At 63.3% G+C, this 22,354-nt stretch carries 21 protein-coding genes; 6 read left to right on the top strand and 15 right to left on the bottom strand.

Features of this window, described 5'->3' with window-relative positions:
* Window positions 1–13 precede the first annotated feature (13 nt).
* The 14 genes from recG to H156_RS0103955 all read right to left on the bottom strand — a co-directional run bounded on the left by recG (window position 14) and on the right by H156_RS0103955 (window position 14,959).
* A complete protein-coding gene (recG, locus tag H156_RS0103890) occupies window positions 14–2,089 on the bottom strand; it encodes an ATP-dependent DNA helicase RecG (RefSeq protein ID WP_017366327.1) in 2,076 nt (691 codons plus the stop codon).
* Window positions 2,090–2,101: 12 nt separating this feature from the next.
* Window positions 2,102–2,488, bottom strand: a complete 387-nt coding sequence (locus tag H156_RS0103895; protein ID WP_010961269.1) for a RidA family protein — start codon at window positions 2,486–2,488, stop codon at window positions 2,102–2,104.
* Between the two features lie 6 nt (window positions 2,489–2,494).
* Window positions 2,495–4,702, bottom strand: a complete 2,208-nt coding sequence (locus H156_RS0103900; protein WP_017366326.1) for a RelA/SpoT family protein — start codon at window positions 4,700–4,702, stop codon at window positions 2,495–2,497.
* Between the two features lie 28 nt (window positions 4,703–4,730).
* A complete protein-coding gene (gene rpoZ, locus H156_RS0103905) occupies window positions 4,731–5,012 on the bottom strand; it encodes a DNA-directed RNA polymerase subunit omega (RefSeq protein ID WP_010961267.1) in 282 nt (93 codons plus the stop codon).
* Between the two features lie 131 nt (window positions 5,013–5,143).
* Window positions 5,144–6,319: a phosphoglycerate kinase gene (locus H156_RS0103910; protein WP_017366325.1), complete on the bottom strand. Its 1,176-nt coding sequence runs from the start codon at window positions 6,317–6,319 to the stop codon at window positions 5,144–5,146.
* A gap of 40 nt (window positions 6,320–6,359) precedes the next feature.
* Entirely contained in the window at window positions 6,360–6,917 is a 558-nt protein-coding gene (locus H156_RS0103915; protein WP_017366324.1) for a thioredoxin family protein, read from the bottom strand.
* Between the two features lie 66 nt (window positions 6,918–6,983).
* The gene (ubiB, locus tag H156_RS0103920; protein ID WP_017366323.1) at window positions 6,984–8,612 is read right to left on the bottom strand and encodes a ubiquinone biosynthesis regulatory protein kinase UbiB; all 1,629 of its coding nucleotides are present in this window, start codon (window positions 8,610–8,612) and stop codon (window positions 6,984–6,986) included.
* A complete protein-coding gene (locus H156_RS0103925; RefSeq protein ID WP_017366322.1) occupies window positions 8,609–9,262 on the bottom strand; it encodes a ubiquinone biosynthesis accessory factor UbiJ in 654 nt (217 codons plus the stop codon). Before H156_RS0103925 ends, ubiB begins: the two co-directional genes overlap by 4 nt.
* A gap of 11 nt (window positions 9,263–9,273) precedes the next feature.
* Window positions 9,274–10,020: a bifunctional demethylmenaquinone methyltransferase/2-methoxy-6-polyprenyl-1,4-benzoquinol methylase UbiE gene (gene ubiE, locus H156_RS0103930; RefSeq protein WP_017366321.1), complete on the bottom strand. Its 747-nt coding sequence runs from the start codon at window positions 10,018–10,020 to the stop codon at window positions 9,274–9,276.
* Window positions 10,021–10,047: 27 nt separating this feature from the next.
* Window positions 10,048–10,413, bottom strand: coding sequence for a gamma-butyrobetaine hydroxylase family protein (locus tag H156_RS0103935; RefSeq protein WP_010961261.1), 366 nt, complete (start codon window positions 10,411–10,413; stop codon window positions 10,048–10,050).
* Entirely contained in the window at window positions 10,410–11,732 is a 1,323-nt protein-coding gene (gene hslU / locus H156_RS0103940; protein ID WP_010961260.1) for an ATP-dependent protease ATPase subunit HslU, read from the bottom strand. Before hslU ends, H156_RS0103935 begins: the two co-directional genes overlap by 4 nt.
* Window positions 11,729–12,292 carry an ATP-dependent protease subunit HslV gene (gene hslV, locus H156_RS0103945; protein WP_017366320.1) on the bottom strand — a complete coding sequence of 188 codons (564 nt, stop codon included), beginning with the start codon at window positions 12,290–12,292 and terminating at the stop codon, window positions 11,729–11,731. Before hslV ends, hslU begins: the two co-directional genes overlap by 4 nt.
* Window positions 12,293–12,348: 56 nt before the next feature.
* A complete protein-coding gene (locus H156_RS0103950; protein ID WP_017366319.1) occupies window positions 12,349–14,100 on the bottom strand; it encodes a proline--tRNA ligase in 1,752 nt (583 codons plus the stop codon).
* Window positions 14,101–14,194: 94 nt separating this feature from the next.
* The gene (locus H156_RS0103955) at window positions 14,195–14,959 is read right to left on the bottom strand and encodes a copper resistance protein NlpE (protein ID WP_154656645.1); all 765 of its coding nucleotides are present in this window, start codon (window positions 14,957–14,959) and stop codon (window positions 14,195–14,197) included.
* 146 nt (window positions 14,960–15,105) lie between these two features.
* Between H156_RS0103955 and H156_RS0103960 the strand changes: the two genes are divergently transcribed.
* From H156_RS0103960 to H156_RS0103975, 4 genes are all read left to right on the top strand, one after another.
* On the top strand, window positions 15,106–16,818 hold the full coding sequence (locus H156_RS0103960; RefSeq protein WP_017366317.1) for a multicopper oxidase family protein: 1,713 nt from the start codon (window positions 15,106–15,108) through the stop codon (window positions 16,816–16,818).
* Window positions 16,819–17,189: 371 nt separating this feature from the next.
* Complete coding sequence (locus H156_RS0103965) at window positions 17,190–18,875, top strand: Calx-beta domain-containing protein (protein WP_017366316.1); 1,686 nt, start codon at window positions 17,190–17,192, stop codon at window positions 18,873–18,875.
* A gap of 115 nt (window positions 18,876–18,990) precedes the next feature.
* Window positions 18,991–20,193: a formate-dependent phosphoribosylglycinamide formyltransferase gene (gene purT, locus H156_RS0103970; RefSeq protein WP_017366315.1), complete on the top strand. Its 1,203-nt coding sequence runs from the start codon at window positions 18,991–18,993 to the stop codon at window positions 20,191–20,193.
* 69 nt (window positions 20,194–20,262) lie between these two features.
* Window positions 20,263–20,907, top strand: a complete 645-nt coding sequence (locus tag H156_RS0103975) for a lytic transglycosylase domain-containing protein (protein ID WP_017366314.1) — start codon at window positions 20,263–20,265, stop codon at window positions 20,905–20,907.
* Window positions 20,908–20,929: 22 nt separating this feature from the next.
* Here the strand turns inward: H156_RS0103975 and H156_RS0103980 are convergent, their stop codons facing one another.
* Window positions 20,930–21,529, bottom strand: a complete 600-nt coding sequence (locus H156_RS0103980; RefSeq protein WP_017366313.1) for a Maf family protein — start codon at window positions 21,527–21,529, stop codon at window positions 20,930–20,932.
* A gap of 68 nt (window positions 21,530–21,597) precedes the next feature.
* Here H156_RS0103980 and H156_RS0103985 point away from each other — a divergent pair, with 68 nt between their 5' ends.
* Window positions 21,598–22,101: a YceD family protein gene (locus H156_RS0103985; RefSeq protein WP_248617036.1), complete on the top strand. Its 504-nt coding sequence runs from the start codon at window positions 21,598–21,600 to the stop codon at window positions 22,099–22,101.
* Between the two features lie 9 nt (window positions 22,102–22,110).
* Window positions 22,111–22,305 (top strand): 50S ribosomal protein L32, encoded by a 195-nt coding sequence (rpmF, locus tag H156_RS0103990; RefSeq protein ID WP_010961250.1) that lies wholly within the window; start codon window positions 22,111–22,113, stop codon window positions 22,303–22,305.
* The last annotated feature ends 49 nt before the right edge of the window (window positions 22,306–22,354 follow it).

The raw sequence follows: 22,354 nt of genomic DNA on the forward strand, positions 1-22,354 counted from the left end.
CGTAGCCATGGCGTCATGCGCCGGCGTAATGAACGCCTCGTCCGACCCAACGGTCGATCAGCGGCGCGACCAGTTCGGGATGGTGTTCGAGCACGCGCTCGGCGCTTGCGCTCACCGTTTCGATCAGATCGGCGTCCCGGGTCAGGTCCGCGATCCGGAATCGGGCCAGGCCAGTCTGACGGACGCCCAGAAACTCGCCGGGTCCCCGCAGTCGTAGGTCTCTTTCGGCGATGGCGAAGCCGTCCGAGGAGTCTTTCAGGATTTTCAGCCGCTCCCGGCCGATGGCGGACAGCGGCGGCTGGTACAGGAGGATGCAGTAGGCGTCGCCCGGTCCTCGACCGACCCGTCCCCGAAGCTGATGGAGCTGGGCGAGTCCGAGGCGCTCGGGGTTCTCGATGATCATCAGGCCGGCATTCGGCACATCCACGCCGACTTCGATCACCGTCGTCGCGACCAGGATGTCGGACTCGCCGGCTTTGAACTCCCGCATGACGCCGTCTTTTTCCGCCGCTGACATGCGTCCGTGCAGCAGTCGGATGCGCAGGCCGGGCAGGGCCTGGGCCAGGCTGGCAGCCGTATTTGCGGCGGCTTCGCATTGCAGCGCCTCCGATTCGTCGATCAGCGTGCAGACCCAATAGGCTTGTCTGCCTCTGGCGATCCAGCTGGCGATCCTGTCGATGATTTCACCGCGGCGGGTCGAGGGAATCAGACGGGTGACAACGGGTGTCCGTCCCGGCGGGAGTTCGTCGAGGACCGAGCAGTCCAGATCGGCATAGCCGAGAATCGCCAGGGTGCGCGGGATGGGCGTCGCCGTCATGACCAGCTGGTGGGGCAGCGCGGCGAGCGGGTGGGCCTTATCGCGCAAAGCCAGGCGCTGATGGACGCCGAAGCGGTGTTGTTCGTCGATGATGGTAAGGCCGAGCCGGTGGAACTCGACGGCATCCTGGAACAACGCGTGAGTGCCGATGACTAGCGCCGTGGCTCCGCTCGCTATCGCCGCCAAGGCGTCCCTCCGACCCTGGCCCTTGATCTTGCCGGTCAGCAGCGTCGTCGTGACGCCGGAGGATTCCAGCCAGCCGCTGAACGTGTGGAAATGCTGTTCGGCAAGCAATTCGGTGGGCGCCATGAGGGCGGTCTGCCAGCCACTGGAGGCCGCAGCCAGTGCCGCATGGGCGGCGACGATGGTTTTTCCCGAGCCGACATCGCCTTGCAGCAGCCGTAGCATGGGGCGGCCGCTGCGCAAATCCGATTCGATTTCACCGATCACCCGCCGCTGGGCGCCGGTCAGAGAAAAAGGCAGTCCGCTCTGGAAAGTCGTTTTGATGGCTTCGTCGGTGTTCAGCACCGGTGCCGACCGGCGACGGATCTCCTGCCGGAAGCGGGCCAGGCTCAAATGATGGGCCAGCAGTTCCTCGTAAGCCAGGCGGCGACGGGCTCGCTCCAGCGCCTTCGGACAGTCGTCCATGGGCCGGTGGAGGGTGCGCACCGCATCCCACCATGACAGGGCGTCGAGCTCGGGGGCCAGCCGCGGAGGAAGTCTGAAAGATTTTTCGTGTTCCGGTTCGGCCAGGCGCAGGGCTTGAGCTACGAACCGTCGCAGGCTCTGCTGACTCAGTCCGTCTGTGGTGGGGTAGACCGGCGTCAAGCCCGTTTCCAGGGGAGCGGGGGCGGTTTCAGACAGTGCCTCGTACTGCGGGTGGACCATTTCCAACCCATGCGCGCCGACGCGTACCTCGCCGAAACACCGGATCCGCCGTAGGCTGCTCAGTGCCCGGAGCTGCTCCGGCCGGAAATGGAAGAAACGCAGATCGAGGAATCCGGTACCGTCACTGATGCGGCAGATCAGTGACCGGCGGCTGGCGCCGGCGACGTCGGTGAACGCCACGCCGCCTTCCACCAGTGCGGGTTGACCGGGCTGCAGTGCACCCAGAGGCGTAAGCCGGGTCCGGTCTTCGTAGCGGATCGGCAGGTGGAGCAGGAGATCCTGCAGGTTGAAGATGCCAAGTTTGTTGAGGCGGCCTTGGGTTTTTGTTCCCGCCCCCTGCAAGTTGTCGAGGGAGACCCGATCCGGTCTCCTCGATGTCGCCATCGCTCGCTGGGGCTAGTCCGGCAGCACGAGGATCGCGTCCATTTCCACCCCGGCTCCGCGGGGGAGGGCGGCGACGCCTATGGCGGCGCGCGCGGGGTAAGGTTCCGAGAAGTAGTTCGCCATGATTTCGTTGACCAGCGGAAAGTGCCCGAGGTCGGTCAGGAACACATTGAGCTTGACGACGTCTCCGAGCGTGCCTCCGGCAGCCTCGGCGACCGCGCTGAGGTTGTCGAAGACCCGCCGGATCTGCATCTCCATGTTGTCGTCGACTAGCGTCATGGTGGCCGGATCGAGTGGGATCTGGCCCGACAGGTAAACGGTGTTTCCGACCCGCACGGCCTGGGAATAGGTGCCGATGGCTTTGGGGGCATGTTCGGTATGAATGACTTGGCGCGGCATGGTTCTCTACTTTCTCAGTTCCGATTTGACTCTGGATATTTTCAGGACGATGCTCAGTCGGCGCAATTCGCGCATGACCCGCGCGAGGTGGACCCTGTCCTTGACGCCGATCGTGATGACGTCCGTGGATATCTGGTCGTCCTGGTTGGTGATCTGGACGTTTTCGATGTCGGCTTCCATCCGGGAGATCGCCGATGCCACCTGGGCGAGGGTGCCAACCCGGTTCATCAGTTCCAGCCGAATCATCGCCGGGAACATCCCGCTCGCCGCGCGATCCCACTCGACGTCCAGGCTGTTGATCTGCTTGCGCCGCAGCTCGGCAGCATTTTTGCAGTCGGTGAGATGCACCACGATGCCCTTGCCTGGGTTGAAGAAACCGACGATGGGGTCGCCTGGAATCGGCCGGCAGCACTTTGCCAGGTTGACCACGACGCCCTCGGTTCCCTTGATGACGAGCGGCATCCTGGCGCTTTTTTCGGCAGCTGGCGACGGCGCGCCTTTGCCGCTTTCGCGTTCACCATGCAGCATTTGCTGCACGACGAGGAAGGGGAGCCGATTGCCGAGCCCGAGATCTTCCAGCAGGGATTCGAACGAGGTCAACTCCAGGGAGCGGGTAAAGTTTTCCAGTTGCTGCGGCGGAATCGCCTCCAGATTCAGCCCGTGATTGGCCAGTTCTTTTTCCAACAGGCGCCGTCCGAGGTTGACCGCTTCCTGTTTCTTGAAGTTTCTCAAATGGCTGCGGATTGCGGCCCGAGCTTTGGCCGTTACCACATAGTTCAGCCACAGGGGATTCGGTCTGGCCCAAGGCGCGGTGATGATCTCGATGGTCTGGCCATTCTCGAGCACGCTGTGCAGCGGCGCCAGAATGCGGTTGACGCGGGCTGAGACACAGGAATTGCCGATGTCGGTATGTACCGCGTAGGCGAAATCGACGATAGTGGCGCCACGCGGCAGCTTGATGATGCGGCCCTTGGGGGTGAACACGTAGCACTCGTGCTGGAACAGGTCGACCTTGAGGTTGTCGAGGAATTCCAGGGAATCGCCGGCACTCTTCTGGATTTCCAGCAGGTCTCGCAGCCATTCCCGGGCTCGCGCCTGGCTGCCGGCGGCGGGATCGGTTTCCGATTTGTACAGCCAATGGGCAGCGATGCCCGACTCCGCCATGTGGTGCATCGCATGGGTGCGGATCTGGATTTCCAGCGGCAGGCCGAAGGGGCCGATCAGGACGGTGTGGAGCGACTGGTAGCCGTTGGCCTTGGGCAGGGCGATGTAGTCTTTGAAGCGGCCCGGAATCGGTTTGTACAGGTTGTGGACGGCGCCCAGCGCCCGGTAACACTCGTCGGGCGAGTCGACCACGATGCGGAACGCATAGACGTCGTAGACCTGGGCGAAGGGTAGATGCTTGCTGCGCATCTTCTGGTAGAGACTGTAGAGATGCTTCTCCCGGCCGATGATCCGGGCGTCCGGCATGCCGCAATCCTTGAGGCGCGCTTTGAGCGTTGATTCGATGGTGGCGAGGACCTCCTTGCGGTTGCCTCGAGCTTTCTTGACGCACTGCTCGAGTACCCGGTGCCGCATCGGGTACATGGCGGAGAAGCCGAGATTCTCCAGTTCCAGCCGGACCTCGTTCATTCCCAGCCGATGGGCGATGGGGGCATAAATGTCCAGGGTTTCCCGGGCGATGCGACAGCGCCGTCCCGGGTTCATCACGTCCAGCGTGCGCATGTTGTGGAGCCGGTCCGCCAGCTTGACCATGATCACGCGCAGGTCCTTGACCATCGCCAGGACCATTTTGCGCACATTCTCCGCCTGAGCCTCGGCGCGCGATTTGCAGTCGAGCTGGGTGAGCTTGCTGACGCCATCGACCAGTTCCGCCACTTCGGCTCCGAAGCGGGCGCTCAGATCCTCCTTGGTCAAGGGCGTGTCTTCGATGACGTCGTGGAGGAGGGCCGCCATGATGCCCTTGGCATCCATCCGCATTTCGGCAAGGATGATGGCGACCGAAAGGGGGTGACAGACGTAGGGCTCGCCGCTGAGGCGAAACTGCCCCTCATGCGCCTTGGCGGCGACTTCGTAAGCCTTCTGGATTTCCGCGACCTGGGCCGGTTCGAGGTAGCTCGAAGTCAGATGGCCGAGCCGGCGCGCCAGTTTTTCCTGAGGCGTTTCCGCCGGCTCTTGCGGCGGCGGGGCATCGGCGACGGCGTACGAGCTCATTGCGGCGGTTGAAGGTTTTCCGGTCGACCTAGATGTCGTCGTCAAGGTCGGCGAGATCGTCGCGGGGTGCCGGCATCGGGCGTTCGATTGGATAACGGTCCGTCTTCACCTTCTCCTTCATGTAGGCAGGTGTAATGTGCCCTTCGGCGATTTCGCGCAAGGCTACCACGGTCGGCTTGTCGTTGTCCCAGGTCACCTTGGCTTCTTCGGGATGGCGTGCCAGCACACGGGCCCGCTTGCTGGCGAGCAGCACGAGCTGAAAACGGTTTTCGACTTTGTCCAGGCAATCTTCGACGGTGATGCGAGCCATTCAAGTCCTCGATCGGTGGCTTTGAGAAAATGGGTAGTATGTATCGCAGTTCCGCGCTCTGTACAGTGCGTTTGACTGCGGAAGCGGCGATTTGTCGCGGACGGGATACAGTCGTCTTGTCCGCCGGGGATTCAGTCCGCGCGGCTCTCCAGCATGGCAACCGCCGGCAGTTGCTTGCCTTCGAGAAATTCCAGGAAGGCGCCGCCCCCCGTCGAGATGTAGGAGATGCGGTCGGCGATGCCATATTTGTCGATGGCTGCCAGTGTGTCTCCCCCTCCGGCGATGGAAAATGCATGGCTTTCGGCGATGGCCAGACCCAATCGGCGGGTGCCTTCCCCGAACTGGTCGAATTCGAAGACACCTACGGGGCCATTCCAGACCACCGTGCCGGCGCGGCCGATGAACTCGGCGTAGCGGCGGCTGGTCTCCGGACCGATGTCGAGGATCATGTCGTCCTCGGCGATGTCCGCGACGCTCTTGACCATGGCGGGTTCCGCGGCATCGAAGCGTTTGCCGACCACCACGTCGACCGGTACGGGGATCTCCCCGCCCTTGGCCTTGGCGGCTTCCATCAGGCGCCTGGCTTCGGCCACCAGGTCCTCCTCGTACAGTGATTTCCCGACGTTGAAGCCGGCGGCTTTGATGAAGGTGTTGGCGATACCGCCACCGACGATGAGCTGATCGACCACCTGCGAAAGGGAATCCAGAACCGTCAGTTTGGTCGATACTTTCGAGCCGCCGACGATGGCGACCAAGGGGCGCGCCGGGTCGTGGAGCGCTCTGCCCAGTGCGTCCAATTCCGTCGCCAGCAGCAGGCCGGCACAGGCGGTGGGAGCGTATTTGCCCACGCCGTGCGTCGAAGCCTCGGCGCGGTGCGCCGTACCGAAGGCATCCATCACGTAGACGTCGCACAGCGCGGCGAGCTGGCGCGCCAAGGCCTCGTCGTCCTTCTTCTCGCCCTTGTTGAAACGCACGTTCTCGAATAGCACGACCGACCCGACCGCCGGGTCGGCGCCACCCAGGTAGTCCTTCACCAGTGTCACCGGCTGCCCCAATAGTTCGGACAGCCGGTCGGCAACGGGTTTCATGGAAAACTCCTCGGCATATTCCCCTTCGGTGGGGCGGCCGAGATGCGACATCAGCATCACCGCGGCGCCGGCGTCCAGCGCGTGGCGGATGGTCGGGAGGGCGGCGCGGATGCGGGCGTCGCTGGTGACCCGGCCATCTTTGACGGGGACGTTGAAGTCTTCCCGGATCAGGACGCGCTTGCCGGCGAGATCGATGTCGGTCATGCGTTTGAAAGCCATGGGATGCTCCTTGGTTCTTTGGAATCTTGAAATGGTGCCCTCAGGCGTTGCGCCACTTGATTGAACAACCCATGCTGGGAATCTGCTCGGCCGGGCCCTTGCCGGTCTCGGCAATCTGCTTCATGGCCTCGTACAGCTCGCGGCGGCAGCCGGGCGGGGACGCCTCCCGCCGGCTGGCGTCGAGCCGGCCGCGGTATTGCAGTTCCAGATCGGCGTTGTAACCGAAGAAATCCGGCGTGCACACGGCGCCGTAGGCCCGGGCGACCGCCTGGGTTTCGTCCAGCAGGTAGGGGAAAGGGTAGGATAGAACCGCGGCGACTTTCTGCATGTTTTCGAACGAATCCTCTGGATAATCGGTCGGATCGTTGGGCATGATGGCCACCACGCCGATGTCCAACGCCTGGATGTCTTTGGCATCGCGCACGAGGCGGTCCTGCACCGCCTTCACATAAGGACAGTGATTGCAGATGAACATGACCAGGAGCCCTTTGGGACCCCGGCATCGTTCCAGCGTCCAGATCTTGCCGTCGACGCCGGGCAGGGCGAAGTCAGGGGCCTTCCGGCCGAATTCGCACTCAGGGGTTTCTGTACTTACCATGCTTGTACGCTCCAAACGGGGGAGTGCCGCATCATAACAGACATCAAGCGAGGCGCTCGCACCGTTTTAGCGCAGTGTCCAGGCGTAGGCGAACAGGCCCAGACCCAGCGCCGCCACCGCCCAGATCAGCGTCGGAGAAGCGAACGCCGTGCTCAGAAGGGTGGCGCTCAGAATCAGCGATCCGCCGCCGATGCCCCCCAGGACACGGCGTTGTCCCAGGCGGATTTCCCGGGTCAGGATACGCAATTCGTCCGAGCGGATGCTGAGTTCGAGCCGGCCGTTGACCGCGCGATGGAGCGCCTGATAGCCGAGGCCGGGCATTTCCGGCCATTGCTGGGCCCATTCGGGCAGTTTGGCCCCGAGTCTCCGGACCGCGGATTTCGGGCCGCGCTCATCCTGGAACCAGTTTTCGAGAAAAGGCTTGGCGGTCTGCCAGAGATCGAGGTCGGGGTAGAGCTCCCTTCCCAAGCCTTCGATATTGAGCAGGGTCTTCTGCAATAAGACCAGTTGCGGCTGCACTTCCATGTCGAAACGCCGGGCGACCTGGAACAGCCGCAGCAACACCTGTCCATAGGAGATTTCTTTCAGCGGCTTTTCGAAGATCGGTTCGCTGACGCTGCGGATGGCCGATTCGAATTCCTCGATCCGCGTCGTGGGGGGTACCCAGCCGGATTCCACGTGCATTTCGGCGACCCGGCGGTAATCCCGGTTGAAGAACGCCAGGAAATTTTCGGCCACGTAATACTGGTCGGCCTTGGAGATGCTGCCGACGATGCCGAAATCGACGGCGATGTAGCGTGCATCCGTCGTGGCGAAGATGTTGCCGGGGTGCATGTCGGCGTGGAAGAAACTGTCGCGGAATACCTGGGTGAAGAAGATTTCCACCCCGCGCTCCGCCAGCAGCTTGAGGTCGACGCCCGCGCGCCGGAGCTGCGGAACGTCGCCGATGGGGATGCCGGCGATGCGTTCCATCACCATGACGTCCCGGCGCGTATAGTCCCAGTACACCTTGGGGACGTAGAGAATCCCGGATGTTTCGAAGCGGCGCCGGATCTCGGCGGCGTTGGCCGCTTCCCGCACCAGGTCCAGTTCGTCCAGGATGGTCTTTTCGAATTCGGCGACGACTTCGGTCGGGCGCAGTCTGCGGGCATCCGGCCAGAACCGCTGCGCCATGCCGGCCAGTGCGTAGAGTAGTTCGATGTCCGCCTCGATGCGTTGCCGGACGCCGGGCCGTAATACCTTGACTACGACTTCTTCGCCGCTGTGCAGGCGGGCGGCATGGACCTGCGCGACCGAAGCCGAAGCCAACGGCTCTTCGTCGAAAGACCGGAACAGCGTGCCGACCGGCTGGCCCAGTGCGGACTCGACCGTCCGGCGGGCCTCGACGCCGGGAAACGGGGGCACGCGGTCCTGCAGCTTCACCAGTTCTTCGCCGATGTCGTCGGGCAGCAGGTCGCGGCGCGTGGAAAGCGTTTGGCCGAACTTGACGAAGATCGGTCCGAGTTCCTCCAGCGCCCGACGGAGGCGCACGGCACGCGGCGCTTCGACGTCGCGGGCGCCCAGCGCGGTGGAGAAGCGGACGGCATGGCGCAACGGCCGGTACAGATGCGTGGCTTCGACCAGTTCGTCGAGTCCATGGAGGACCAGCACGCGCTGGATGTGCAGTAAGCGGCTGACGAGTCGGATCGGGATCACGGCGTTTTCGCTTGAGGCTGGCCGGGAGCGGTGAGCTGCTTGTTCTCGATGCGGACGAGACGGGCTTCCAGCCTTGCGATGCCATCGCGCAGATGGTCGATTGCCGTGTACAGCGCCTCGGCTTCAGGATCGGCGGGGACGATCCGGGTTTCCTCCTGCAGCAGTTCGCGGGTATTCAACCGGAGGGTGGTGCCGAGGTCGGTGCTCCAGTGACGGAGCGTCCGCCCGGCCCCGGTGATGTTCCGGGCCATCGTTGGTCCCAGATAGCGTGCCAACATCGCCTCCCAAGGGATGTCCAGGTCTTTCAGTAATGCGGAAAATTTCCGCGCGGTTTCCGTGTCACCTTCCAGCACCAGCGGTCCGGTCGTGCCCGGACCGATGCGGGCGCGGCTCAATGCCGCCCGCGCCAGCGTGAGGGGAGAACCCGCAATCACGGCATCGGGCGTGCCGGTGCTTTCCCCCAACACCTGGATACCCTCGGGAGTGGGGCACAACAGGATGCCGATGCCGGGCGGCGTCAGCACCAGGGCGATGGTCTTGCCGGCCAGGGCTTCCAGGCGTGCTCGGCTGGAGGGGCTCGACGTGACATAGCGCGACAGCGCTTGCTCCATGGCACCGCGCAGGGCGGCCGCCAGCAGGAGTTTGGGCATTCCCGCCATCTTCAGAACTTGTAGCCCCGGTGCACGGCGACGATGCCCTGCATCAGGTCGAAGTATTCGCAGCGCTCGAAGCCGGCCTTCTCCATCATGGCCTTGAGCTTCTCCTGGTTCGGGTGCATACGGATCGACTCGGCGAGATAACGGTAACTTTCGGCGTCGTTGGCGACGAGCTTGCCCAGGAACGGCAGGACCTTGAACGAGTACAGGTCATAGGCCTTCCTGAGCAGCTCGTTGTGGACCTCCGAGAATTCCAGCACGATGAGTCGTCCCCCCGGCTTGAGGGCTCGGTACATGGAGTTCAAGGCCTTGTCCTTGTGGGTGACGTTGCGCAGGCCGAAGCCGATGCTGATGCAGTCGAAGCTGTCGTCGGGAAAGGGCAGTTTTTCCGCGTCGATCTGGGCGTAGGCCACCGATTCGGCAAGACCATCGTCGATGATCCGGTCGCGGCCGCGCCTGAGCATTTCCGCATTGATGTCGGACAGTACCACGAAACCTCGGGCGCCGACCCGCTTGCGGAACAAGGCGGTCAGGTCGCCGGTGCCGCCGGCCAGGTCCAGCACCTTCTCGCCAGAGCGGACATGTGCCAGGTCCACTGCGATTCGCTTCCAGAGTCGGTGGATGCCAATCGACATCAGGTCGTTCATGACATCATACTTGCCGGCGACGGAATCGAACACGGCGCGGACCATGTTCGCCTTTTCGTGCTCGGGCACGGTACGGAAGCCGAAGTGGGTGGTGTTTTCACTCATGGGGATGTGTTCTCGAAGGGGGCAATGTCAGGCTTTGCGACTGCGGTCCGCCGCCGCCACTTTGCCGAGGTATTCCTGCCAGAGGGTGTTGTAATGGCGGCCGAGATCGTACAGCAGCTTCCAGGTATAGATGCCGGTGTCATGACCGTCGCTGAAGGTCGGTTTGATGCCGTAATGGCCGACCGGATCGACCGCCGTGATGGTCACGTCTTCCTTGTTCAGTGGCAAGGTCTCTTGCCCGGGGCCGTGACCGCGGACTTCCGCCGAGGGCGAATACACCCGCAGGTACTCGCAGGGCAGCTCGAAGCGGCTACCGTCGTCGAAGGAGATCTCGAGCACACGGCTTTCCCGGTGCAGGGTGATGGCGATGGGTGTGGGATCGCTCATGATCACAGGATGTAGCGGCTGAGATCTTCGTCCAGGGCCAGAGAGCCCAGGTGGGCGTCGACGTAACCGGCGTCGATGGTAATGCTGGTGCCGGAGCGGTCGGCGGCGTCGAACGAGATTTCCTCCAGCAGCCGTTCCAGCACCGTGTGCAGCCGCCGGGCGCCGATGTTCTCGGTGCGTTCGTTCACCTCCCAGCTGATCTGGGCGATGCGCCGGATGGCGCTGTCGGCGAATTCCAGGTTGACGCCTTCGGTTGCCAACAGTGCGGCGTACTGCGCCGTCAGCGACGCATCCGGCTCGGTGAGGATCCGCACGAAGTCGTCGGCCGACAGCGGATTCAGCTCCACCCGGATCGGGAACCGCCCCTGCAGTTCCGGTATCAGATCGGATGGCTTGGCCAGATGGAACGCCCCCGAGGCGATGAACAGGATGTGGTCGGTGCGGATGGTGCCGTATTTGGTGCTGACGGTGCAGCCCTCGACCAGGGGCAGCAAGTCACGCTGCACCCCTTCCCGGGAAACATCCGGTCCACCGTAGTCCGCGCGCTTGCAGATCTTGTCCAGCTCGTCGAGAAAGACGATGCCGTTCTGTTCCACCGCATGAACGGCCCGCAGCTTGATCTCTTCCTCGTTGATCATCTTGCCGGCCTCCTCTTCCTTGAGCAGCTTGAGGGCATCCCGGACGCGCAGTTTGCGGGTCCGGGTCCGTCCGGCCTGGAAGTTCTGGAACAGGTTTTGCAGCTGGCTGCTCATCTCCTCCAGGCCGGGCGGGGCCATGATCTCCACGCCGATCGGCGCGGCGGAGACGTCGATTTCGATCTCTTTGTCGTTCAGTTCCCCGGCACGCAGCTTTTGACGGAACTTCTGCCGGGCCGGCGAGTCTCCTTCTTCCCCGGCGTTCCAGGTGCTGGCGTGAGGCACCAGGGCGTCGAGCACGCGCTCTTCGGCGGCGGCTTCCGCCCGGCTCTGCACCTTGGCCGTTTCTGTCTGGCGGATCATCTTGATCGCCGCATCGGTCAGGTCGCGGATGATGGATTCGACGTCGCGTCCGACATAACCGACTTCGGTGAACTTGGTCGCCTCGACCTTGATGAACGGCGCATTGGCCAGCCGCGCCAAGCGGCGGGCGATTTCGGTCTTACCCACGCCGGTGGGGCCGATCATCAGGATGTTCTTGGGGGTGATTTCGTCGCGCAGCGGCGCGCCGACCTGGGCGCGGCGCCAACGGTTGCGTAGCGCGATCGCGACGGCGCGCTTGGCCTCCGCCTGGCCGACGATGTGTTTGTCCAGCTCGTGGACGATTTCGCGGGGAGTCATCTGGCTCATGCTGGATTAGGGAAATTCCGGCCGGTCTCGAGTTCTTCGATGGTCAGATTGCGGTTGGTGTAGATACAGATGTCGGCGGCGATGATCAAGGACTTCTCGACGATGTCGCGGGCGCCGAGTTCGGTGTTTTCCAGCAGCGCGCGTGCGGCCGACTGGGCGAAGGGACCGCCGGAACCGATCGCGATCAGTCCGTTTTCCGGCTCGATCACGTCGCCGTTGCCCGAAATGATCAGCGAAGCCTTGTCGTCAGCGATCGCCAGCAGGGCCTCCAGACGGCGCAGCATGCGGTCGGTGCGCCAGTCCTTGACCAGTTCCACGGCGGCTTTGGTGAGGTTGCCGCGGTGCTTTTCCAACTGGCTCTCGAAGCGTTCGAACAGGGTGAAGGCGTCCGCCGTGGCGCCGGCGAAACCGGCCAATACCCGTCCGTTGTAGAGGCGTCTCACCTTCCTGGCATTGCCTTTCATGACCGTGTTGCCGAGGGTGACCTGGCCGTCGCCGCCGATCACCACCTGGTCGCCCCGGCGGACGGAAACGATGGTCGTGCCGTGAAAATTTTCCACAGGATTCCTGAAGTGGTGGCTGAAGCTTGCGCATTCTATACGAATGCAGCCGATACTTACCGGCTTTCCGAACGGTCGCGGAGGAATTCGATGACCCCGTCGATGCCGATCGACTGGTTGTCGGCATCCCGGCGGCCCTTGTATTCCAGGGCACCGGAGTCCAGCCCACGTTCGCTGATGACGATGCGGTGCGGAATGCCGATCAGCTCCATGTCGGCGAACATCACGCCGGGGCGTACCTTGCGGTCGTCATACAGCACCTCGAAGCCGGCGGCCGACAGCTCGGCATAGAGCCGCTCGGCGGTAGTCCGCACCCGCTCCGAGGTCTGCATGTTGATCGGGCAGAGGGCCACCTGGAAGGGCGCCAGGGCTTCGGGCCAGACGATGCCGCGCTCGTCGTGGTTCTGTTCGATCGCCGCCGCGACGACCCGGGAAACGCCGATGCCATAGCAGCCCATCAGCATGACCTGGCTGCGGCCTTCCTCGTTGAGTACGGTGGCGTTCAGCGCTGCGCTGTACTTCGTGCCGAGCTGGAAGATGTGGCCGACCTCGATGCCGCGCGCGATCCGCAGGGTGCCCAGGCCATCCGGACTCGGGTCGCCCTCGACCACGTTGCGGAGATCACACAGATACTCGTCCTGCGGCAGCGGCAGATCGCGCTCCCAGTTGACGCCGCTGAAGTGGTAGCCGGCCTCGTTGGCGCCGCAGACGAAATCACTCATCACCGCCACGGCGCGGTCGGCGTAGACCGGGCCGACAGCCGTGCCGGCCGGCAGGTTCAACGGGCCGATGTAGCCGGGACGGCAGCCCATGTGGCGTTCGATCTCGTCCTCGCTGGCAAAGCGGAACCGTCCCAGCACCTTGCCCAGCTTGACTTCGTTCAGCTCGTGGTCGCCCCGCAGCAAGACCGTCACGAACATGTCGCGGTCCAGCCCGTCGTCGTCGACGATGGTCTGCATGACTGCGACGGTCTTGAGGATCTGGTGGGGAGGAACACCGAGGAATTCGCTCACCTCGGCGATGGATTTCTTGCCCGGCGTTTCGACTTTGAGCAGTGCGGCGGTGGGCGCCGGGCGCGGCGCCGTCGGGGCGAGCGCCTCGGCCTGCTCGACGTTGGCGGCATAGTCGCTGACCGTGGAGAAGGCGATGGCGTCCTCGCCGGAATCGGCCAGCACGTGGAATTCGTGCGAATGGCTGCCGCCGATGGCGCCGGTATCCGCCAGCACCGGGCGGAACCTCAGTCCCAGTCGGCTGAAGATGTTGCTGTAAGCCACGTACATGGCATCGTAAGTCTGGGCCAGCGATTCCTGATCGAGGTGGAAGGAATAGGCGTCTTTCATGACGAACTCGCGCGCCCGCATTACGCCGAAACGCGGCCGGATCTCGTCGCGGAACTTGGTCTGGATCTGATAGAAGTTGACTGGGAGCTGCCGGTAGCTCTTCAGTTCGTTGCGGGCCAGATCGGTGATGATTTCCTCATGGGTTGGCCCCAGACAGAATGCCCGGTCGTGGCGGTCGTGCAAACGCGCCAGCTCTGGTCCGTACTGCTCCCAGCGGCCGGATTCCTGCCACAGTTCGGCCGGCTGGACCACCGGCATCAGGACTTCCAAAGCTCCGGCCCGGTCCATTTCCTCGCGCACCACCCGCTCGACTCTGCGCAGTACCTTCAGTCCCAGGGGCAGCCAGGTGTAGAGCCCCGCCGCCAGTTTCCGGATCAGTCCGGCGCGCAGCATCAGCTGATGACTGACGATCTCGGCGTCGGAGGGAATTTCCTTCAGGGTGTTCAAGGGGAACCGGGAGGTGCGCATGGAGGAGGTTTTCGGGCGGTTACAAAATTCTTCATTTTATCGGGATGTGGCGGCGCAAGTCAGCAGATTTTGCAGGTCGGCGCTCGCGGCCTTGTCAATGAATGTGCATTTCCCGGTTGCCGGCCTTGTCGCTCCGCTCCAGCCGGTACCGGTCCGGGTCGCCGGGTAGCGGCTTGCCGTCGCTGGCCAGATAGATCAGTGTGCCTTCATCCTTGATGGCGAGCCGGCGTGGTGGTGCTTCTTTGTTGGGTGTCAGCACGACGATCCCGTTCTTGTCGTCCCACTGGTATTTGCCTTTTTCGAAGGACTCCCGATTTTGCGGCTTGGCGGGTTGGATCACCAGCAGGTAGCGGTCCTTGTCGTTCAAGGACAGCGTCATTTTCAGTCCGTCGCAGTTTTCTTCCTGGCACGGAAGGTAACCGTAGAAGACGCCGCGGAATCTGCCTGTCGTTTCGTCGCCGGCATGCGCCGAATGGTCCATGCCGCCATGTTGACCCAGTTCGCGTGCCTTGAGGGCTCTTTCCTGGATCTCTTTGTCGCTTTCTGCCCCAGCCGGAGGGATCGCGCCCAGCAGCGCGATAAAAACGAGGAAGGATGCCTTCTTGATCATTTTTCCGTTCAATGTCTGCATTGGGGTTACTGAGGATCGGTTTGCCCGGCGGCGGTTCCTGCGGAAGCAAAGTCCGCGCAAGGCTCGACGTTCCGCACGCCTGTCACTCATTTTCACATACTCATTGCCTTCGGGGCACATCCGGCCCGCGGTTTGGGGAAGAAGGGGTTCGCAACTTGCATATGCGGGGAAGGCCAGACCCGATTCATGGCGAGGGCGTTCGCTCCACCGGGCGTCGGGAATGTCCATATCATCGGAAACTTATATACAATGCCTCCAGGGCATCCGTTCGCCATGCGGCCGGAAGCCTTCCCGCATGAAACTCCCCGCCGGGGCGCCCGCAGCAGGGGGTTCGCCATAACTACAGCGACCTCGAGGTCGATAAGGAGGAGGTTATGCCGTCCAGCATTCATCTGTCGCGCCGCCGTTTTCTCCGCCAGACCGGTCTGGGTATGTTCGCTCTTGCCGGGGTGCCGGCCTGGGTGCGGGCCATGACCATGGCGGGTGGTCCGAAGCTCAGCCCGAACAAGGCATCGCCCGCGTTCGCCCCGGACGTGGAAATCGAGCTGGCGGCTCGCCAGTCCTCGGTGTCCATCCTGCCTGGTCCGCCGACCCGGGTTCTGCAGTATGCCGCGCGGCTGGTGAAAGGCCCGGAAGGTACGCTGACGAACCTGCCGGGGTCTTACCTCGGCCCGCTGATCCGTCTCCAAAAGGGGCAGAAGGTGCGCATCCATTTCCGCAACGAGCTGGCCGAGCCGACCATCGCCCACTGGCACGGCATGCATGTCCCGGCGCTGATGGATGGCCATCCGATGTACGCGATGGATCCGGGAGAAACGTTCGTCTACGAATTCGAGGTGCTCAACCGGGCGAGCCTCAATATATACCATCCCCATCCGCACGAGCTGACGGGGCGGCAGGTCTATTACGGTCTGGCAGGCGGCATCCTGGTGAACGACGACGAGGAGGCGGCTCTGGGTCTGCCCGTCGGGGAGTACGAAATTCCGATCGTGCTGCAGGACCGGCGCTTCGATGCCGACAACCAGCTCGTCTATGTCCGCCACATGCACGAAAAGATGATGGGGTTCCACGGTGACCGCATCCTGGTCAACGGTCGCCCGGACTTCACACTGGAAGTGGCGAGCCGGGCGTACCGGCTGCGGATCATGAACGGCTCGAACGCACGTATCTACAAGCTGGGCTGGGACGACGGCACGCCCTTGACGGTCCTCGGTACCGACGGCGGCCTGCTGGAGACGCCGGAGGTCAAGCCCTATGTGATGCTCGCGCCGGGCGAGCGCCTGGACGTGTGGGCGGATTTCAGCGGACGCGCCGTTGGTTCGCAGCTGGTGATGCGGAGCCTGCCGTTTTCGGGGGCTCTGCCGGTGATGGCGCGGCGGATGATGGGTGAGATGATGCACAGCGCCTTGCCGCCGGGCAGCGATTATCCGCTGTTCACGGTCCGGGTCAGCCGGGGGGTGAGCGAAAGCCCCAGCCTGCCGAGGCGGCTCGCGAAGATTTCTCGCTACACTCTCGCCGATACCGCCAACCCGGACAAACCGGTGCCCTTGGAGATTTCCGAAGGACCGATGTCCATGCTGATCAACCGGCGGCCATATGCCCACGACGACCTGCAGCCGTTCGAGCGGATTCCGCTGGGCAGCGTCCAACTGCTGGAGATATTCCACGGCCATGGGGGTTCGGGGCATGGCGACGGAGGGGAGGGCATGGCGCATGGAGGCGGGCCTGGCATGGGCATGCACGGCGGAATGGGGATGGGCATGATGGGGCATCGCGGCGGCATGGGGATGATGGGAGGACATGGCGGAGGCATGGGCATGATGATGTCGATGGCGCATCCCATCCATCTGCACGGCCAGTCCTTCCAGATCGTCAGCCGCACCGTGAGCAATGCGACGATGGACGACTATGCCAGCGTGCGCGATGGCTTCGTCGACAGCGGCTGGAAGGACACCGTACTGGCGATGCCCGGCGAACGTATCCGTCTGATCAAGCCGTTCCAGGACTTCAAGGGCCTGTTCATGTACCACTGCCACAACCTGGAGCACGAGGACATGGGCATGATGCGCGAATTTTCCATCGAATGAACGAAGTTCGGGCAGGGCAAGGACTGTCCTGCCCGAACTTGCGAGGCACTCGTCTTTTCCTGCGTCCCTGAGGGACGGGAGGGGTAGCTCCCGGTTTCCGTCACTGAATTCCTCTGGAGATTCGGTTCGCGCTGGTGGAATTACAGTTGAGATATTAAATACGAATCGTTATCATTTGAATTCGTATCTACTCCGATTCGCCGTTTGGGTAGCCGTACTTTTTCCGAATAACGAAACCACGCGAGCCCGACATGAGATTTCATCTTCTTCTTTCCCGATTCTCCTTGAATTGGCTGGGTGTTTTGATTCCGCTGTGCCTTAATCCGGCGAATGCTGCGCCGCCGGACCCTTTCGAGGGGGCTCGGCATGTATTGACCGTAAAGTTCAACGTCAACCGGCCCGTCACGGACACGGAGGACCAATTCCGGGCCGTCCTCCAGCTCATGGACGCCATCGATGGTGAAACGGCTGGCGTGGCCGAACATCATCCGGCCAAGGACGCCACCTGCGATCAGTGTCACGTCAAGGATTTCATCTCCGTGGACCATTACGGCCTGATGATCAATGAAGCGAACCCGGCCAAGAGCTGCGAAAAGGCCGGCTGCCATAGCCTGACGGTGGCGGGGGAGATGCCGTTCTACGTCAAACCGTTTGCGCCGCTGGATGAAACCAGGAACGCTGGACTGGCGAAGCAGCGTTTGGCCGCGGCCCGGACCCTGTTGCGATATGCCGGGTCGTTCAAGGGAAACACGGCTGCACGCCTCAGCGGGCTGCCTCAGATCGGATCGTTTTCGATCGACGTCCGTGCCCAGGACAAGAACATCAACAATCTGACGCACGACGTGCCGCTGGTGTTCTTCGAGCCGAAAAACGCCTTCGACGTGAAGAAAAACGCCGATCTGCTGCCCCAGTATGCCGCCGCCCTGTCGAACGAGGTGCTGTCCCTGGTTGAGCAGGACATGAGCGTCCCGACCCGGCTGGAGGCGACGGTGGAAGCCAGGATGGCCAGGGCGGCCGATTTGCACAAGCATCTGGCGCTCGCGGATCAGGATATGTCCATACAGCCTCTGCTGACGAATTCGCAGATCGCGCTGCGTTATCTGGCGACCCTGCCGGCCGAAGCCGCCGATTTCATGTCGTCCCGGCTGGCGGAAGACTTTCCTGCCGCTGTGCTCAAGACCGACGCCACGACCGGCGAGGCCGCGACCGGCCTGCGCCGCACCGTCACCTGGGAAATCCCCGCGGTGGCCAATGACGGGGTGAACGCCGCTACGATCGTCCTGCAGCGCAACGAAGAAGGCAGCCGGACCCAGCCCTCGACGCAACTGCAGTTCCAGCGGCTGGCCGGCTCCATGCGCGGTACCGCCGTCCGGATGCTCGAATCCTTCCAGGAACGTTATTCCGCGTTCGCCGCCGATCATGCCCGCTTCACGTTGACCTATCAGGCCAGCCGGGAGGAGGACAAGAGTCTGTTGACCACGGCGATAGGGAATTCCAGGGAAGCTGCGGGTGCGGGCGAGCTCAGGCGGACACTGACGCACAACGAAAACACGGCCACTGGCACCCTGCCGGCGCCGGGCCAAGTGAGTGCGGCCATCGGCGCGGCCAAAGAGATCGCTGCGGCGAATCCTGCCGCGATCCGCAGGCTCCGCAGCACCCTGCGCTTCAAACCCGATCTGACGACCGTGTCCCAGATCGCCGGCGAGGTGCTGCTGGGCTCGCTTCCGCGCGTCTGGGTGTCGGCTGCCCGGACCGAAATTGCCGAAGGAAGCGGAGAGCGGCTGGTTTTCACCGTGTCTCGCGAGACGCCGATGGACAGGTCCTTGACCGTTAATCTGACGCTGGGCGGCACTGCCCGGCCGGGCAAGGACTATATCAAGCCCAAGCTCCGGGTCACTCTGCCAAAAGGCGTCGCCAGCGTGGATGTGTCGGTGAAGCTCCGCGACGACCGCCTGGTCGAAGGGCGGGAAACGGTCACCATGGCCATCGCCGGAAGGCGGGAGTACACCCGCTTGCCGGCGACGGAGGCCACGGTCGCCATCGCCGACGACGATTGATCCCGTCGGGAAGGACGGAGGCTTGGCAACGGAGGGCCGGGGGGGATTAAAATCACCGCCCTTCGGCCTCCTTTCGTCGCCGGTTCTTCCTCCCATTGCTTCGGCCATCGTCCCTATGCGTATCGGAACCCCCAATTCCCCCTCCGCCGTCCGGGTGATACTCCTGGGCGGCGGCGAACTTGGCAAGGAGGTGGCGATTTCCCTCCAGCGTTACGGCGTCGAGGTGATCGCCGTCGACCGCTATGCCGGCGCGCCGGCGCAGCAGGTCGCCCACCGCTCCCACGTCGTCGACATGACCGACCCGGGGGCGATCCATCGGTTGGTCGAGTTCGAGCGCCCACATTTCGTCGTGCCCGAGATCGAAGCGATCGCCACCGATGCCTTGGTCGAGATCGAGCGGGCGGGGTTGGCGGAGGTCGTTCCCAATGCCCGCGCTGTGCAACTCACCATGAACCGCGAAGGCATCCGGCGGCTGGCGGCGGAAAAGCTGGGCCTGCCCACCTCACCCTATGCCTTTGCCGATTCCTGTGCCGCCTTGGCCGAGGCCGCGGCGAAGATCGGCTTTCCGTGTTTCGTCAAGCCCGTCATGTCGTCCTCCGGCAAGGGCCAATCTCTGCTCGAGAGCCCGTCGGATGTCCAGGCAGCCTGGGATCACGCGCGGGAGGGTGGCCGGGTCGGGGCAAGCCGTGTCATCGTCGAAGGCCGGATCGACTTCGATTTCGAGATTACCCTGCTGACGGTGCGCACCCCCGTTTCCGGAGGTGACGCCGGGATCGCGTTCTGTGAGCCTGTGGGGCACCGGCAGCAAGCCGGGGATTACGTGGAAAGCTGGCAGCCGCAGTCCCTGAATCCGAAGGCCAGGGAACGGGCCGAGGCGATCGCCCGCACCGTGGTTGATGCGCTGGGAGGGCGCGGGCTGTTTGGTGTCGAGCTGTTCGTCCGGGGGGATGAGGTGTGGTTCAGCGAAGTGAGCCCCCGGCCGCACGATACGGGCATGGTGACCATGGTCAGCCAGGCACAGAACGAGTTCGAACTGCATGTGCGTGCGATCCTGGGATTGCCGGTCGATTCCTCCCTGCGGCGTCCCGGCGCCAGCGCCGTCATTTACGGAGGGGTGGCGGCGGAAGGCATCGCGTTCGAGGGATTGGAGCGGGCGCTGGCCGTGCCGGAATCCGAGGTCCGCCTGTTTGGCAAGCCGGAGGCCCATCCACGGCGGCGTATGGGTGTGGCGCTGGCGGCGGCGGATACGGTGGAAGAGGCGCGAAGGCGGGCGGTGTTGGCGGCATCGCAGGTGCGGCCGGTCAAAATACCGGCTTGAGGCTTGTCCGGCCGAACGGAGCGGTGGTATAAACCCGCTCGTCCGGATTCGAGAAAACGACGTAAAAACATGCGGATGAAACGACGTCTTTGGATCGCCTTGCTGCTGGGGGGGCTGCCGGCGGCGCAGGTCTCGGCGGATGTCTACAAGTTCGTCGACAAGAAGGGTCATGTCTATTACACCGATCGTCCCCCGCATAGCGGCTACCGGCTGATCGCCACCACCAGGGTGTCGGGCAGGCTGGGGTCACCGGCCCCCGCGTACCAGGAGGCGTCATCGGGCCGGGCTTCGGCTCCGGTCGCCTTCAGGTCCGGGACATTGGCGCGCAACCGCGAAATGCTGGCGCCGCTGATCGCCGAAGCGGCCGAGCGCTACGACCTCGATCCCCTGCTGCTGCACGCGATGATCCAGGCGGAATCGGCATACAACTCGGAGGCGGTTTCGGGTAAGGGGGCTGTGGGCTTGATGCAACTGATGCCGGACACTGCAGCACGCTATGGCGTGCGGGACCGGACCGACCCGGTGGAGAACGTCTACGGCGGGGCCCGCTATCTGCGCGACCTCATTGGCATGTTTAACGATGTCAGCCTGGCGGTCGCCGCCTACAATGCCGGCGAGAACAACATCATCAAATACGGCAACCGGGTGCCTCCTTTTCCCGAAACCCAGGATTATCTGAACCGAGTGATCGAATACTACAATCGCCTGAACTGACGCCGCATCGTGTGGGTTCTGTTCAGAAGACGGCGATGCCAAAGCGTTTCAGTATTTCCGTCAGCAGGATCAGGGGGAGACCGACCAGGGCGTTCGGATCTTCGCCCTCGAAGCGTTCGATGAGGGCGATGCCCAGTCCTTCCGACTTGAAAGCGCCGGCGCAGTCGTAGGGTTCGTCGGCGGTGACGTAGCGTTCTATCTGGTCTCGGTCGAGGCGGCGGAAATGGACGTGGCAGCGGTCCAGGCCGGTATGGCTGACCCCGCTGACCGCGTCGTGCACGCACAATCCCGTCAGGAACGTCACGGTGTTCCCCGAGGCCCGCAGCAACTGTGCGACCGCCTTCTCATGAGTACCAGGCTTGCCCAGTCTCGAATCGCCCAGCACGGCCACCTGATCCGAACCGATGATCAGATGGTCGGGATAGGCGGGCGCCAGCGCCAGCGCTTTCTCACAGGCCAGCCTCAAGGCGAGATCATCCGCAGCCTCTCCCGGTCTCGCTGCTTCGTCGATGTCCGGCGCCACAGCGGTAAAGTGCAGACCCAGTTTGCGGAGTAGCTCGCGGCGGTAATTCGAACCTGAGGCCAGGAGGAGCGGCCTCGACTGCGGTGGGGGAGTCGGCATCGCGGTGTTTCCGGGCTTTGACAGAAGTTGGATTTTGCCTGTATTATTACACGATTATGCTTTCCCGCTTGCCTGAATTCGTCGATCCGCTGAGGTTCGCCGACAAGTGTCGCCGGGTAGCGGGCGAATTGTCGCTGACGCTTTTCGATCGAATCGAAGAGTCCTTGTTTGAAAGGGCCGGAAACGTCCGGGTTGCACTGGATTTCGGCAAGGACGGTCGATGGTCGGTGGTAACCGGTACGGTTGAAACGGATCTCGTGCTGCGGTGTCAGCTCTGCCTGGATCGGCTGCCATGGCCGGTGCGGTTACGGGTCGCGCTGGGTGTCGTGGCCTCGCTGGAGGAGGCTGACCACCTGCCGGCGTCTTACGAGCCGCTGCTGTTCGATGGCAGAGCGCCGATCCGCCTGTCCGACCTGGTTCAGGATGAGCTGGTGCTGGCCATCCCGTTGATACCGCAGCACGCAGCCTGTGGGGATGCCGCGCCGCTTGGGCCGCGGGCGGAAAAGGGAAAGAGGGAAAACCCGTTTGCCGTGCTAGAGCAATTGAAAAACAACGATAGCAAGTCTTCTTAAGGAGTCATCATGGCTGTTCAACAAAATCGCAAGACCCGTTCGAAGCGCGGCATGCGGCGGTCGCACGACGCATTGAGCGCGAGTGCCCTGTCCGTCGAGGCGAACACTGGCGAAACCCATCTGCGCCACCATGTGAGCCCGGACGGTTACTATCGTGGTCGTCGCGTCATCGCGCCGAAGCACGGCGACGAGACTGAAGAATAAGCATAGACCCTCCGGTCTGACGGTTCGTTGCCTTTCTATATCGACTCTT

The sequence above is a fragment of the Methylococcus capsulatus str. Texas = ATCC 19069 genome (genome assembly GCF_000424685.1).
Classification (GTDB): Bacteria; Pseudomonadota; Gammaproteobacteria; order Methylococcales; family Methylococcaceae; genus Methylococcus; species Methylococcus capsulatus.

Excerpts from the sequence above, each read along its gene's own strand:
- recG (WP_017366327.1), bottom strand. The coding sequence starts at position 2,089 with ATGGCGACATCGAGGAGACCGGATCGGGTCTCCCTCGACAACTTGCAG.
- H156_RS0103895 (WP_010961269.1), bottom strand. The coding sequence starts at position 2,488 with ATGCCGCGCCAAGTCATTCATACCGAACATGCCCCCAAAGCCATCGGC.
- H156_RS0103900 (WP_017366326.1), bottom strand. The coding sequence starts at position 4,702 with ATGAGCTCGTACGCCGTCGCCGATGCCCCGCCGCCGCAAGAGCCGGCG.
- rpoZ (WP_010961267.1), bottom strand. The coding sequence starts at position 5,012 with ATGGCTCGCATCACCGTCGAAGATTGCCTGGACAAAGTCGAAAACCGT.
- H156_RS0103910 (WP_017366325.1), bottom strand. The coding sequence starts at position 6,319 with ATGGCTTTCAAACGCATGACCGACATCGATCTCGCCGGCAAGCGCGTC.
- H156_RS0103915 (WP_017366324.1), bottom strand. The coding sequence starts at position 6,917 with ATGGTAAGTACAGAAACCCCTGAGTGCGAATTCGGCCGGAAGGCCCCT.
- H156_RS0103925 (WP_017366322.1), bottom strand. The coding sequence starts at position 9,262 with ATGCCCAAACTCCTGCTGGCGGCCGCCCTGCGCGGTGCCATGGAGCAA.
- ubiE (WP_017366321.1), bottom strand. The coding sequence starts at position 10,020 with ATGAGTGAAAACACCACCCACTTCGGCTTCCGTACCGTGCCCGAGCAC.
- hslU (WP_010961260.1), bottom strand. The coding sequence starts at position 11,732 with ATGAGCCAGATGACTCCCCGCGAAATCGTCCACGAGCTGGACAAACAC.
- H156_RS0103950 (WP_017366319.1), bottom strand. The coding sequence starts at position 14,100 with ATGCGCACCTCCCGGTTCCCCTTGAACACCCTGAAGGAAATTCCCTCC.
- H156_RS0103955 (WP_154656645.1), bottom strand. The coding sequence starts at position 14,959 with ATGGACATTCCCGACGCCCGGTGGAGCGAACGCCCTCGCCATGAATCG.
- H156_RS0103960 (WP_017366317.1), top strand. The coding sequence starts at position 15,106 with ATGCCGTCCAGCATTCATCTGTCGCGCCGCCGTTTTCTCCGCCAGACC.
- purT (WP_017366315.1), top strand. The coding sequence starts at position 18,991 with ATGCGTATCGGAACCCCCAATTCCCCCTCCGCCGTCCGGGTGATACTC.
- H156_RS0103975 (WP_017366314.1), top strand. The coding sequence starts at position 20,263 with ATGCGGATGAAACGACGTCTTTGGATCGCCTTGCTGCTGGGGGGGCTG.
- H156_RS0103980 (WP_017366313.1), bottom strand. The coding sequence starts at position 21,529 with ATGCCGACTCCCCCACCGCAGTCGAGGCCGCTCCTCCTGGCCTCAGGT.
- rpmF (WP_010961250.1), top strand. The coding sequence starts at position 22,111 with ATGGCTGTTCAACAAAATCGCAAGACCCGTTCGAAGCGCGGCATGCGG.